We start from the raw sequence: 13567 nt of genomic DNA, 5'->3' as shown, positions 1-13567 counted from the left end.
GCTGCCTGATTGGCGATGCCGCATGATACTACATCGACCAGCGCGATGCAGGACAGCATTTCAAGGCCCTGGATATATATCCGGTAGGGGTCCGACTGGGTGGTCGCAAAAGGCGCTACCTGAGGATTGATGTCAGTGACCCTGGCACGTTCAACTGCAGCAATGATTGCGCGTTGTTCATTAGCTGACAGGGATGCGAAGTAACCGTACGGGTCGGCGGACTCGTTCATCACCTTGATCTCGTCTTGAACATTCATGATGTCCTCATCTGTGACATCACTGGTGTCTACGCGAATTTCAGCGTCTAAGTCAATTGTTGATGCGGGCAAGGGGGTAAGATTCCCCAGGTTTTGGGCAGCAGCACTTGGTGGAATGATTAAACCAAATGCGAGAACTGCTGCTGTAGATAAAGCCATGATGAATCTTGTGGCGCGATTGCGCATAAGAACTCCTGTAAATTTCGTGAAAACGATTATCCGTGACGAGGGAAACACGCATATTAGGTGCTCCTTACCCAGAGTAACAGATAATTCCTATTAGGAAACTAACAGTTGTAAAATCACCCCTAATTAGGTGTATATCCCCTGCCAATTTATCGATCACAGCTCCACACAGAAGTAACGAAGTACTACTAGTAACGCTCGTAGATTGAAGTGCCCCGAGTTTTGTTCCTAGGGGGGGCAGGGCTCAGCAGCCAAGGGGAAGGTGACCACTTCGTGTTCAACTCCTCGATGACAAAGGCCCGCAACTGCGGGTTGGTATCGAGTTTACGGGGTTTAGGCCTGGCTAAACGGTCTACAGCCCGCTTTTGCGCCACGAGGGCATCGTAGCCATGCTCAGTCATCCCCCGGGCGATTTCCCTGCTAATCGTCGACTGATTCCGGCCAAGGTGGGCTGCAATCTCACGGTGAGTAAGACCCTGATCAAGCAGATAGGCTATCGCTATTCGGTCATGGCGGATAAGACGCTTTCCGCGTCCTACCTTCGATTCGGATTCAGTGGGATGATCATTGAGTACCCAACGCCCATACATGCGATTATGGTGCCACGTTTTCACCGTGGCAGTGCAGCGATCAACAACCTGGCCGGCCTGTTTATAGCTTTTGCCAGCATCCACAAGTTTCAAAGCTTGGGCAATGCGATCCCGCTCGTGTTGTATGGCTCCACCGCGACTGGTATTGGCGAGTTCGATACCGTCTTGCGCAAGGTATCGGTAAGCGGTCTGTGGGAAACCTGTCTCTTTCAGTGCACTATGCGCAGACCGACCGCTTTCTACAATAGCAATGATCTTTTGGTATTGATCTTTGTACTTATCCTCATTCAGGCTCCGACGGCGCTTGCCACGGCTAAGGCCCTCAGCCTGGCGCCACACCTTCGCCGTAGCCTTCGAGCCCCCCCAACTCCTTGAGGATCACCGACATCGGACGCGCATCATGCAGATACGCCTGCACATACCGCTCACGTAGCTTTCTATCGCCTAACATCTACACAACCTCCTAGCTGTATAGATGCATTCACCACCTGAGCCCGCCGCAGGCGCGGCGAACAACTTTGGCAGAACAGGCAGTTTTGCGTTTCGGGGCTTAGTTGGTTTGGGCCGCAGCGAGCTCAGTATGTGGCTTGTCGGATTGAGTGCCTCGAGCCTTGAGGCAGATGGCGTAGAGAATCCAGCTGAGTAGTGCCAGCCACACGAAGTCATCGACCAAGAACTTCTGGTACAGCGGCATCGCGTGGACATCGATGCTGTCACCAAACCACCACTTCGGCGGAACGGTCAGCAGCATGCCCACCCAAGCGGCGAGTACAGCCAGCAGGCTGCCGGCGACCCAGGTGGAATTGCGCCAGGACCAGGCGCGGTAGACCAGAACCGGCACGATGAGCGACAGCCACACCCAGTGGTGCGACCACGAAACAGGCGAGATGAGCAGCATGATGGTGGCGGTGGTGAGGTGGGCATCGACAAGCAGGCTTCGCCGCATTTGCGCCAGGATGAGGGCTGAGCCAAGGCCGATGATCGCGAGCGCCGCGAGAAGCCACAGCGCATTGATGAGCATGCCGTGGTTGTCCATCGCCTCCTGGGATGTGAAGAGACGCTGGATGACGCCCTTGAGCGAGGAGTTGGACTGATAGTTCGTAGCTACGCCGAAATCCGCGCCCGAGCCCATATCGAGAAGCTTCGAGGTGAAGAACTCGACGAAGGCTTCCCAGCGGTAGGCCGCGGCCAGCAAGGTGGCCACAACGGCGGAGGCGAAGGCCGTGAGGATCGGCTTCCATTCGCGGCGCAGCAGGAAGTAGAGCAGCATGGCCAAGGGGGTGATCTTGATGGCCGCCGCGAGTCCTATCAGCCAGCCTTGCGGAAGCTTGCGCTTGCGCGGGACCAGATCGAAGATGACCAGCGCCATGATGACGATGTTGATCTGTGCAAAACCGTTGTTGAGGCGGATGGGTTCAAAGAACATGGCCGCGGCCCACGCGATCGCCACGGTGGGCCACAGGTGCGGCACCTTGAGCGCGCGGAAGATCGCGTAGAGGCAGGCAAAGACGAGGGCGTCCGAGAGGACGATCATGATATCGCCCGCGAGGGCGTCACTCATCCAATCAAAGGCAGTCAGCGGCACCATGACCAGCGCCCCGAAGGGCGGGTAGATAAAGGGGAGCGCCAAATCCCCGGCGTACATGGGCTCCGAGTAGACCGAGCGGCCCTCCATGAAGGCGCGCACGCCCTCTCGGTAAATGATCATGTCCACCGGGAAGTCCGTGTGGAGGACGTGGCGGATGACGCCCACCAGGCCAATGATGAGCCCGGCGGCGGTCAGGAGTGTGCGCCTTGCGGCGTTAGTGGCGAAATTCATCGCCCCATACTCTAATTGACGTAGCCATCCACCACGCGCACCGCACCACGGTCAGCGGACGTGGCCATGTTGGCGTAGGCGCGCAGAGCCTTGGTGACCGGGCGGTTGCGGTCCTTCGGCGTCCAGGGCTTCTCGCGCTGCTCCTCGGTGGCGCGTCGGCGTTCCAAGACCTCTTCGTCCACGTCGAGGGAGAGCTGGCGCTCGCGAATGTTGATCGTGATGGGGTCACCGTTTTCGACCAGTCCAATGAGGCCGCCGTGGGCTGCCTCAGGGGAGATATGACCGATGGAGAGGCCGGAGGTGCCGCCAGAGAAGCGGCCATCCGTAATCAAGGCGCAGGCCTTGCCCAAACCGGAACCCTTGAGGAAGGAGGTTGGGTGCAGCATCTCCTGCATGCCGGGACCGCCGGCTGGTCCCTCGTAGCGAATGACGATGACATCGCCGGGCTGGACTTCCTTCTTGAGAATGATGGAAACAGCCTCTTCCTGGGACTCCACCACGCGGGCGGGACCAGTAAAGGTCCAGAGTTCTTCCTCCACGCCAGCAGCCTTGACGATGGCCCCGTTGGGAGCGAGGTTGCCGCGCAGGACGACCAGGCCACCGTCGGAGGAGAAGGCATGCTCGGCGTCGTGGATGCAGCCATTGGCAGCGTCGGTGTCGAGCTCATCCCATCGGTTGGATTGGCTGAATGGCTCGGTGGTGCGTACACCGCCGGGTGCGGCGTGGAAAAGTTCGAGAGCGGCCTCCGTGGCCTTGCCGCCGCGGATATCCCAATCATCAAGCCATTCCTCGGCGTTGTCGTAGAGCGCGGTGTGGACCTTGAGGTTCAAGTGGCCCGCGCGGCGCAACTCGCCCAAGATAGCGGGGACGCCCCCGGCGCGGTGCACGTCCTCGATGTGGTAAGTGCCGTTGGGGGCCACCTTGGACAGGCAAGGTACGCGGTAGGAGATCTCATTGATGTCCTCGAGGGTGAAGTCCACCTCGCCCTCCTGCGCGGCGGCCAGCGTGTGGAGGATGGTGTTGGTGGAACCACCCATAGCCATGTCCAGAGCCATGGCATTGCTGAAGGCTTCCTTGGTGGCAATCGAGCGCGGGAGAACGGCGTCGTCTTCTTCGCCGTAGTAGCGTCGGCACAAGTCCACGATGGCGCGGCCGGCTTGTTCAAAGAGATCACGGCGGGCGCTGTGGGTAGCCAGCGTGGTGCCATTGCCCGGAAGGGCCAAGCCGAGTGCCTCGGTGAGGCAGTTCATGGAGTTGGCGGTGAACATGCCGGAGCAGGAACCACAGGTGGGGCAGGCGGATTCCTCCACGCGGGTCAAGCCCTCATCGGAGACGGCATCGCTGGCCGACGCTGTAATGGCCGTAATCAGATCCGTCGGTGCGTGTGCCACGCCGTCAACGACAACGGCCTTGCCGGCTTCCATCGGGCCACCGGAGACGAAGATGGTGGGAATGTTGAGGCGCAGCGCGGCATTCAACATGCCCGGAGTGATCTTGTCGCAGTTCGAGATGCACACCAGGGCGTCGGCAGTGTGGGCATTGACCATGTACTCGATGGAATCGGAGATGATCTCCCGCGACGGCAGAGAGTAGAGCATGCCGCTGTGGCCCATGGCGATGCCATCGTCAACAGCAATGGTGTTGAACTCCTTCGGCACGCCGCCGGCCTCGCGCACGGCGTCGGCCACGATGTCGCCGACGTTCTTGAGGTGGACGTGGCCGGGGACGAACTGGGTAAAGGAATTGGCAATGGCGACAATTGGTTTGCCAAAGTCGCTCTCCTTGGAGCCGGTAGCGCGCCACAGTGCGCGGGCACCAGATGCCTGGCGGCCAACGGTGGTGACTTTGGAGCGGAGAGGGTACATGGTTAATCCTTCAGTTCGGGGTGTTTCTTGAGGTACTCGGCGTATTCCTCCTTGGTAAGGAGGATTTGTTGGCCATCGCGGTGGACGATGACGACCTTGTCATCGGCGGCTTCGCGGCCAGCGGTCAGGGCGTCGGGGATGCGGCCGTTGGAAGCGGCGGCAAGGCGGGGGAGAGAGTTAAAAGTCACGCCCGGCAGGTTGAGGTTGTCGCCGCTGGTGGTGCGAGCGTAGGCCTTCGAGCGCTGGAATCCGATGCCTTTAAAGTCCTTCCACGCGATGTCCTTGGGGCCGCGGAAGCCATAAGTGATGTGGATGCCTTTCGCGTCCACGGTGGTGTGGGCCCGCAGGACCCACCAGATGGCCAACACCGGGAAGATGAGGATCCAGAAGAGGTATTTCGGGGCCCAGCCAATGCTGAGAAAAGCGATGGCGGCGAGGATGCCGATGCCGAGGAGGTGTTCGCGGGTGGGCTTGAACGTTTCGGCCGTGGGGTGTTCGGCGCGAGAAGATGCGTTCTGCGGGTGTGAGGACGTCATAGTGGGTCATCGTAATTGACAGCGTGGCGCGGTGGCGAACCGCCCCACCTGTGCAATCTCGCAAAATGAGAAAAAGATCCCAAAAATGGGGGTAAATGCCTGCGGTGGCGTTTCTATCAGTGTACAGTTTAGCCCATGATCATTATTCGACTTCACCTCGTAGTAGTACCCGGGCGGCGCGAGCCGTAGCGAGTCCACTAGTGACGTCGACCAGCAAGCGCCCCCGTTACCTTCACACCCAGGAAGGACAGCGGGGGCGTTATTAGTTGGATGATCTCTCCGATATCCATCCCCACTGAAGGAGCACAACAACCGTGACAGCTTCCACTCCGCCACAGCGGGCGCCCGAGCGCATCACGGGCGCACACGCCATTGTCCGTACCCTCGAAGATTTGGGCACCGAGCTTGTCTTCGGCATTCCGGGCGGCGCCGTGCTTCCGCTGTACGACGCCCTCTTTGAATCCACGAAGCTGCGCCACGTGCTCACCCGCCACGAGCAGGGGGCCGGCCACGCCGCCGAAGGTTATGCCCAGGCATCCGGAAAGGTAGGCGTCATGATTGCCACCTCCGGTCCGGGTGCTACCAACCTGGTGACCCCGCTGGCGGACGCCAACCTGGACTCCGTGCCGGTCGTGGCCATCACCGGTCAGGTGGGCAGCTCCTTGCTGGGCACCGACGCCTTCCAGGAGGCCGATATCCGCGGTGTGACCATGCCGATTACGAAGCACAACTTCATCGTCACCAAGGCAGAGGACATCCCGGGAGCTATTGCTGCCGCGTTCCACCTGGCGTCCACCGGACGGCCGGGCCCGGTCCTCGTGGATATCCCGAAGGATGTCCAGAACGCCCTGATGGAGTACTCCGGCCCAGTCATGCCGGACCTGCCGGGGTATAAGCCCACCACGACCCCGCACCCGCGCCAGATCACGCAGGCTGTTCGGCGCATTGCTCGCGCGGAACGCCCAGTGCTCTATGTTGGCGGCGGCGTCATTAAGGCGGAGGCTTCCCGCGAGCTGCGCGAGTTTGCTGAGCTGACCGGCATCCCGGTGGTGACCACCCTCATGGCGCTCGGCGCCTTCCCGGATAACCACCCGCAGCACATGGGCATGCCCGGCATGCACGGCACGGTGCCGGCGGTGGCGGCGCTGCAGCGCGCGGATCTTATCATCGCCGTGGGCGCGCGCTTCGATGACCGCGTGACCGGTGATACCGATACCTTTGCTCCGCACGCCGAGGTCATCCACGCCGACATCGACCCGGCCGAGATCGGCAAGATCCGTGAGGTAGCTGTTCCCATCGTGGGTGATGCCCGCGAGGTGCTTCTGCGCCTGACCAAGGCTTATGCCAATGACGCGGAGTTGGACGCCCCGAACCTCGGTGACTGGATGGAGTACCTGGGAGATTTGCAGCGCCGCTACCCGCGCGGTTTCGAGCCGACGTCGGACGGGCTGCTCAATCCGCAGGAGGTCATCCAGCAGCTCAGCTCCATCGTGGGGCCGGAGGCTATCTACTGCGCGGGCGTCGGCCAGCACCAGATGTGGTCGGCACAGTTCCTCGACTTCGAGCACCCGCGCAGCTGGATCAACTCCGGCGGTGCCGGCACGATGGGCTACGCCGTACCCGCAGCGCTGGGCGCTAAGGCCGCATGCCCGGAGCGTGAGGTTTGGGCGATTGACGGCGATGGCTGCTTCCAGATGACCAACCAAGAGCTCACCACCGCCGCGGTGGAGGGATTCCCCATCAAGGTGGCTGTCATTAATAACGGAAACCTGGGCATGGTGCGCCAGTGGCAGACGCTCTTCTATGAGAACAAGTACTCCCATACCAAGCTGCGTGAGCACGATGAGTACGTCCCGGACTTCGTCAAGCTCAGCGAGGCCCTGGGGTGCGAGTCCATTCGCGTCACCACGGCAGAAGAGATTGGCCCCGCGATTGAGCGCGCGCGCTCAATCAATGACCGCCCGGTGGTCATTGATTTCATCGTGGGCCAGGATGCCCAGGTGTGGCCGATGATTGGTGGCGGCGCCTCCAATGAGGAAATTCAGTACGCCCTGGGCCTGCGCCCGCTGTTTGATGAAAACGAGTCCGCGGCCGAGGATCCGGCCGACATTCACGAATCCCTCGAGGAGGCCTAAGAACAATGGCTAAAGACGACATCACCCGACACATCCTGTCCGTGCGGGTCCAGGACATTGAGGGCATCATCTCCCGCGTGACCGGTATGTTTACCCGCCGCGGCTACAACCTCATCTCGCTGGTCTCCGCGCGGACCGAAACCGAGGGGATCAACCGCCTGACCATCGTTGTGGACGCCTCCGAGGTTGTCATCGAGCAGGTGACGAAGCAGCTCAACAAGATTGTTCCGGTGCTCAAGGTGGTGGAGCTGGAGGAAGAAAACACCATTGCCCGCGCCATCATGCTGGTCAAGGTGGCCGCGGATAACTCGAACCGCCCCCAGGTGGTCGACTCGGTGAACATCTTCCGCGCCCGCATCGTGGACGTATCGCCGGAGTCCGTGGTGGTGGAGGCCACCGGTACGCCGGGCAAGCTGCAGGCGCTTCTCGACGTCCTCGAGCCCTTCGGTATCCGTGAGCTGGTGCAGTCCGGAAACGTCGCGCTGGGGCGTGGCCCGAAGGCGATGGCACCGAGCAAATAAATAATCTCACATTGTGGGCATCTTGTCCCAAAATGTGATACAAATTCAGTAGACCACGTCACTATTCACTGAGTAGTGACAACGAACCACAGAGAGAAGGAACAACAACATGGCTATTGAGACTCTGTACGATTCCGATGCCGACCTGTCCATCATCCAGGGCCGCAAGGTCGCCATCATTGGCTATGGCTCCCAGGGCCACGCCCACGCAATGAACCTGCGTGACTCTGGCGTTGAGGTGGCGATCGGCCTGCGCGAGGGTTCCAAGTCCCGCGAGAAGGCGGAAGAGGCTGGCTTTAAGGTCCTGAGCAACGCTGAGGCGTCCAAGTGGGCTGACGTCATCATGCTGCTAGCCCCGGATACGTCCCAGGCGACCATCTTCGCCGAGGACATTGAGCCAAACCTGGAGGACGGCAATGCTCTGTTCTTCGGCCACGGCCTCAACATTCACTTCGAACTGATCAAGCCGGCGGAGAACATCACCATCGGTATGGTTGCGCCGAAGGGCCCGGGCCACCTGGTCCGCCGCCAGTTCGTCGACGGCAAGGGCGTGCCCTGCCTGATCGCGACCCAGCAGGATCCGAAGGGCGAGGGCCGCGAGCTGACCCTGTCTTATGCCGCGGCCATCGGCGGTGCCCGCGCCGGCGTTATCCCGACCACCTTCGAAGCCGAGACCGTCACCGACCTCTTCGGTGAGCAGGCCGTTCTGTGCGGTGGTACCGAGGAGCTCGTGAAGGTCGGTTTCGAGGTGCTGGTGGAAGCCGGTTACGAGCCGGAGATGGCCTACTTCGAGTGCCTGCACGAGCTGAAGCTCATCGTTGACCTCATGTTCGAGGGCGGCATCAAGAACATGAACTACTCGGTCTCCGATACCGCAGAGTTCGGCGGCTACATTTCCGGTCCGCGCGTCATCGACGCTGACACCAAGCAGCGCATGAAGGACATCCTGTCCGACATTCAGGACGGAACCTTCACCAAGCGCCTGATCGCCAACGTTGAGGGCGGCAACAAGGAGCTCGAGGAGCTGCGCGCCAGCTACAACGATCACGAGATCGAGAAGACTGGTGAGAAGCTGCGCGATCTTATGAGCTGGGTCAAGAACCCGCTGGATGCAACTGCATAAATCGCACTGGATCTGAGTAATCCCGCTGGCCACCGGCTGGCGGGATTTTTCATTACCCGGGGCTTGGTGCCCGCAATGTGATGTTCGCGCACAAACGGGCACGTTCCCACATTTGGCGGTAGGCTCGAGGCCATGGGTTTCTCTACGCCAAGTTATGACCTTAATGACCTTTTCGCTCGCATCGATCGCGGTGATATTCAGCTGCCTGACTTCCAGCGCTCTTATTCCTGGGATGAGGACCGCATTAGATCGCTGATCGTCACCGTCTTGCGCGGCTACCCGCTCGGCGCATTTATGGCCTTGGATACCCGCAACGAAACCATGCGCTTTCGCCCCCGCCCATTGGCTGGGGCTCCGGATACCGGGGTGAACCCGGGCCTGCTCTTGCTTGATGGGCAGCAGCGCCTTACCACCTTGTATCACTGCTTCCGCGGCGAGGGCTTCGTCGATACCACTGATTTTCGTTCCAAGAAGGTCTCCCGCAAGTACTACGTGGACCTGCGCATAGCGACCTCGGAGGACATCATGCCGGACGAGGCCGTCTTCGCCGTCAACCAGCATGGCGAGCTGCGCTCCCACTTCGCGCCGGATATCGAAGGTTCCTTGAACAACCGCGAAGCCGCAATCGAAGAGTGCTGCATCCCGGTCTCAGCCCTGTTGATCGAGGAAGGCACCAGCATGCTCTTCGAGCTCGCAGCCGCCAACGATGGTGCCACCCGTGATGTGGTTGCAGCCTTCAACAACCGCATCCTGCGCCCGCTGTCCGGCTACACCGTGCCGATGATCCGCCTCTCCCGGGAGACGGCAAGCGCCGGTATCGGCTCGATCTTTGCGCAGGTAAATTCGGCTGGTCTGCAGATGGATGTCTTCGATCTGCTCACGGCTGTCTTTGCCTCCGAAGACCCGGACTTCCACCTGGCGGAGGATTGGGCGGCCGTCGAGAAGCAGCTGCGTTCCTTCCCGGCGCTCGACGGCATTGGCCGCAACGAGTTCCTCTCGGCCGTGTCTTTGCTGGTGTCGGGGGAGAAGGGCAACGCTGGTGGTCAGCGCGAAGACATCCTGCAACTGACGCTCGCTGAGTACCGCAAGGCCGCGGAGACCCTCGTGATTACCTTCCGTGAGGTCGCCGAGTTCTTGGCTGAGCGCTGCATCCTGTCCCTAGAGCAGGTTCCCTATTCCGAGCAGATCATCCCGCTGGCGGTCATCCTGGCACGTCTGGCTGAGAAGAAGGGCGTGCTATCCAGCCAGGAATCCTGGGACCGCCTCAACCAGTGGTTCTGGAGCGGTGTCTTCGGTGAGCTTTACGGCTCCTCGGCCGTCAAGCTGCGCGCTGCCCGTGATGTCGACGAGGTGACCAGCTGGGTTGCCGGCGATACCGAGAGCGTTCCGAAGACGGTGCGCGATGCTTCCTTCCGCGAGTCCCGCTTGCTGTCCGTGGGGGAGAACGACGGCGTATGGCACGGCCTCTACGCTCTGCTCATGGCCCGCGGCGCCAAGGATTGGCGGACGGGGCGCCCCTTCAACCGCCATAGCTTCGAGGAGCTGCAGCCGGGATTCTTCCCGGTCTTCCCGCTTCGCTGGTGCGAGCGCCACGGTATCAGTGGCGTGCTGGCGAACTCCGTGCTCAACCGCACACCGATGGGCAAGCGCACCGAGGTGGTTCTGGACGGGCATTCGCCCGAGCGCTACCTGCCGCGCGTGCAGTCAAAGTCGATCATGGAGGATGCCGAGTTCGATAGTGTGTTGGCCTCCCACGACTTAGATCCGGAGCTGCTGACTGCGAAGACCGCGCACCAGTTCTTCGCCGATCGCCGCGAGCGCTTCGTCGGCATCGTTGAATACGCACTCAACAAGCAGGTAGTGCGCGACGTGGATGAGGCGAACCTCTCTGGCGGCGAGGAGGGCCCGCAGGCCTTTGCGCGTTAAGGTTCCTTCTCCACGTGCGCTACAGGTCGTGCCTGTAGCGCTGCTCCTAGTCGTGACGGGCCTAGGCGCTGCGGGCTGTTCCTCGCTGGGGCGGGGCGAGCCGATCCTCACGCAGGACATCACCGCCCTCCCCGAGGCGGACATCGACCTGGCCCGCGCGAGCGAAGAGAATCGTCTGCGGCTCATTGACCCGCAATTCGCCAACGAGATTACGGTGGTTGAGGACCACTGGGGAATTGACTCCGCGCGCTTGTTCTTTAAGGAAAGCAATACGCTGATCTTGGCCGAAGACTCAGATGCCGCCGCCCTGCGGGCCGCGACGCTGAGCGTATCGCAGCGCGTGCCCATGGTGACGTACGATGCGTCGATTCGCCCGCAGATTTCACAGCTGCTCGCTGATCTCGACGTAGACCAGCTCCTCGTTATCGGTAACGTTCCGTGGGCTAGCCAGAACGGGCAACGTGAAGTTATCCACGACCCAGGAAACACCAAGGCGCTGGGGGAGTACACCGCTTTTCGTTTCACGTCGAAGGTGGTCATGAGCCGTGAGCGCATGGTTGACAACATTGCACGCTTGGATTCCTCTACGAAAACGGAGCTCAAGGCCGCCTGGGAGCCCCTGCCGCAGCACATAACGAAGGAAAAGATGCCGGCCATTCCGGCCCAGGCGCGCCGCGACGCACAAATGGCGCCGGTGATTGTGGCGACCGCGGAAAGCCCCCTAGCCAACGTGGTCAACGCCACCGCCTACGGTGGCACGGTCTTCGTCATGACCGAGCCAGATCCGTCGGCGACGAAGGCCGGCGCGGCGATAACCGCAGGGCTATCGGAGGGGCCTATCGTGGCCCTCGGACCGGAATTCGGTTCAGTGACAGAATTCACGCATAAAATCACTCAGGGCTGGAAAGAATAAACTACACTTCTCGGCATCTCCAATTCTGACTAGTAAAGGAAGTTATGTCGAAGCCGGTCGTACTTATCGCCGATAAGCTTGCCGAATCCACAGTTGATGCCCTCGGGGACACCGTTGAGGTTCGCTGGGTTGATGGCCCAAACCGCGAGGAACTTCTCGCCGCAGTGCCTGAGGCCGATGCGCTCCTCGTCCGCTCCGCCACGACCGTGGATGCGGAGGTTTTGGCCGCCGCAGAGAACCTGAAGATCGTCGGCCGTGCCGGCGTTGGCTTGGACAACGTTGACATCCCAGCCGCCACCGAGCGTGGAGTCATGGTTGTCAACGCACCGACCTCCAACATCCACTCCGCCTGCGAGCAGGCCATCGCCTTGCTCCTGGCCACCGCGCGCCAGGTGCCGGCGGCGGATCAGTCTCTTCGCCAAGGCGAGTGGAAGCGCTCGTCCTTCAAAGGCGTCGAGATCTATGGCAAGACCATCGGCATCGTGGGCTTCGGCCACATCGGCCAGCTCTTTGCCCAGCGCCTGGCGGCCTTTGAGACCACCATCATCGCGCACGATCCTTATGCCAACCCGGCCCGTGCGGCGGCGCTGGGCGTGGAGCTGGTGAGCCTTGAGGAGCTCATGTCCCGCTCTGACTTTGTGACGATCCACCTGCCCAAGACCCCGGAGACCGCCGGCATGTTCGATGCCGAGCTTTTGGCGCAGGCCAAGAAGGGCCAGATCATCATTAACGCCGCCCGCGGCGGCCTCGTCGATGAAGCGGCGCTAGCTGCCTCCATCAAGTCTGGCCACCACCGCGGCGCAGGCTTCGACGTCTATGCTTCCGAGCCCTGCACCGATTCCCCGCTGTTTGAGCTTCCGCAAGTTACCGTGTCCCCGCACTTGGGCGCATCCACGGTCGAAGCGCAGGACCGCGCCGGTACCGATGTCGCCGCCTCCGTGTTGAAGGCACTGGCCGGCGAGTTCGTCGCGGATGCCGTCAACGTTGAAGGCGGCCGGGTCGGCGAGGAAGTCGCCGGCTGGTTGGACCTGACCCGCAAGCTGGGCCTGGTAGCCGGCAACCTGCTGGATGCTGCACCGGTTGCCGTGGAGGTCGAGGCCTGCGGTGAGCTGGCCAACGAGGATGTCTCGGCTCTTGGTCTGTCTGCTGTTCGCGGACTGTTTTCCAGCGTGGTCTCGGAGGCTGTCACCTTCGTTAACGCAATGAAGATCGCCGAAAGCCGCGGCGTGACCGTGGACGTGAAGACCAACGTGGAGTCGAAGGGCCACCGCTCTTCGGTGCGCGTCAGGGTGATTGGCCCCAACGGCAAGGTATCGCAGCTGACCGGTGCCCTGACCGGAATTGACGGGGTGGAGAAGATTATCCGCATCAACGGCCGCGGCGTCGATATGCGCGCTACCGGCCGCAACCTCTTCTTCTCCTACAAGGATGCCCCGGGCGCGCTGGGTACCGTGGGTACCAAGCTGGGCTCTGCCGGCATCAACATTGTCGCCGCCGCCTTGACCCAGGGTAAGGACGCCTCCGACGCTGTGCTCATTCTGCGCGTCGAGCGCGAGGTGCCAGAGGAGCTCGTCGAGGAGATCAACTCGGCGCTGGGGGCTACCTGCCACCAGCTCGATTTGGATGTTTAATCCACACCGCACCTGAGTGGAGTCCACCGCCCCCCTGCAGAGCCAGCCATGGTTCTTCAGGGGGT

The 13567-nt window shown here is 61.3% G+C and carries 11 protein-coding genes and 1 pseudogene; 7 read left to right on the top strand and 5 right to left on the bottom strand.

Annotation, left to right across the window (positions count from 1 at the left end; translation table 11 throughout):
- Together HMPREF2565_RS04190 and HMPREF2565_RS14390 are read right to left on the bottom strand one after the other, a co-directional pair.
- A pseudogene (locus tag HMPREF2565_RS04190) lies at nt 1-443 on the bottom strand (hypothetical protein); the annotation flags it as partial.
- Between the two features lie 188 nt (nt 444-631).
- Nucleotides 632-931 (bottom strand): transposase, encoded by a 300-nt coding sequence (locus HMPREF2565_RS14390; RefSeq protein WP_371440999.1) that lies wholly within the window; start codon nt 929-931, stop codon nt 632-634.
- Here HMPREF2565_RS14390 and HMPREF2565_RS14170 point away from each other — a divergent pair.
- On the top strand, nt 833-1408 hold the full coding sequence (locus HMPREF2565_RS14170; protein WP_246819113.1) for a hypothetical protein: 576 nt from the start codon (nt 833-835) through the stop codon (nt 1406-1408). The two genes, HMPREF2565_RS14390 and HMPREF2565_RS14170, sit on opposite strands and share 99 nt — an antisense overlap.
- 175 nt (nt 1409-1583) lie before the next feature.
- On the opposite strand, the gene HMPREF2565_RS04180 is transcribed toward HMPREF2565_RS14170, so the two are convergent.
- Genes HMPREF2565_RS04180 through HMPREF2565_RS04170 form a run of 3 tightly spaced genes read right to left on the bottom strand, consistent with a single transcriptional unit; the run spans nt 1584 to nt 5253 of the window.
- On the bottom strand, nt 1584-2852 hold the full coding sequence (locus HMPREF2565_RS04180) for a glycosyltransferase 87 family protein (RefSeq protein ID WP_049154359.1): 1269 nt from the start codon (nt 2850-2852) through the stop codon (nt 1584-1586).
- 11 nt (nt 2853-2863) lie between these two features.
- Nucleotides 2864-4717 carry a dihydroxy-acid dehydratase gene (gene ilvD / locus HMPREF2565_RS04175; protein WP_070754708.1) on the bottom strand — a complete coding sequence of 618 codons (1854 nt, stop codon included), beginning with the start codon at nt 4715-4717 and terminating at the stop codon, nt 2864-2866.
- A gap of 2 nt (nt 4718-4719) precedes the next feature.
- Complete coding sequence (locus tag HMPREF2565_RS04170; protein ID WP_046648103.1) at nt 4720-5253, bottom strand: PH domain-containing protein; 534 nt, start codon at nt 5251-5253, stop codon at nt 4720-4722.
- A 314-nt stretch (nt 5254-5567) separates the two neighbouring features.
- Here HMPREF2565_RS04170 and HMPREF2565_RS04165 point away from each other — a divergent pair, with 314 nt between their 5' ends.
- From HMPREF2565_RS04165 to serA, 6 genes are all read left to right on the top strand, one after another.
- Entirely contained in the window at nt 5568-7388 is a 1821-nt protein-coding gene (locus tag HMPREF2565_RS04165; protein WP_070754709.1) for an acetolactate synthase large subunit, read from the top strand.
- Nucleotides 7389-7393: 5 nt separating this feature from the next.
- Complete coding sequence (gene ilvN, locus HMPREF2565_RS04160) at nt 7394-7909, top strand: acetolactate synthase small subunit (RefSeq protein WP_070821514.1); 516 nt, start codon at nt 7394-7396, stop codon at nt 7907-7909.
- Between the two features lie 109 nt (nt 7910-8018).
- On the top strand, nt 8019-9032 hold the full coding sequence (gene ilvC / locus HMPREF2565_RS04155; RefSeq protein ID WP_049156493.1) for a ketol-acid reductoisomerase: 1014 nt from the start codon (nt 8019-8021) through the stop codon (nt 9030-9032).
- A 132-nt stretch (nt 9033-9164) separates the two neighbouring features.
- On the top strand, nt 9165-10958 hold the full coding sequence (locus HMPREF2565_RS04150) for a GmrSD restriction endonuclease domain-containing protein (protein WP_046648106.1): 1794 nt from the start codon (nt 9165-9167) through the stop codon (nt 10956-10958).
- A gap of 28 nt (nt 10959-10986) precedes the next feature.
- Nucleotides 10987-11871, top strand: a complete 885-nt coding sequence (locus HMPREF2565_RS04145) for a hypothetical protein (RefSeq protein WP_071406907.1) — start codon at nt 10987-10989, stop codon at nt 11869-11871.
- Nucleotides 11872-11915: 44 nt separating this feature from the next.
- Nucleotides 11916-13502, top strand: coding sequence for a phosphoglycerate dehydrogenase (gene serA / locus HMPREF2565_RS04140; RefSeq protein ID WP_070511656.1), 1587 nt, complete (start codon nt 11916-11918; stop codon nt 13500-13502).
- Nucleotides 13503-13567 lie beyond the last annotated feature (65 nt).

Origin of the sequence: Corynebacterium sp. HMSC072A04 (assembly GCF_001809235.1) — a bacterium.
In the GTDB taxonomy this organism is placed as follows: domain Bacteria; phylum Actinomycetota; class Actinomycetes; order Mycobacteriales; family Mycobacteriaceae; genus Corynebacterium; species Corynebacterium hiratae.
This window is presented reverse-complemented; position numbering and strand designations above follow the sequence as displayed.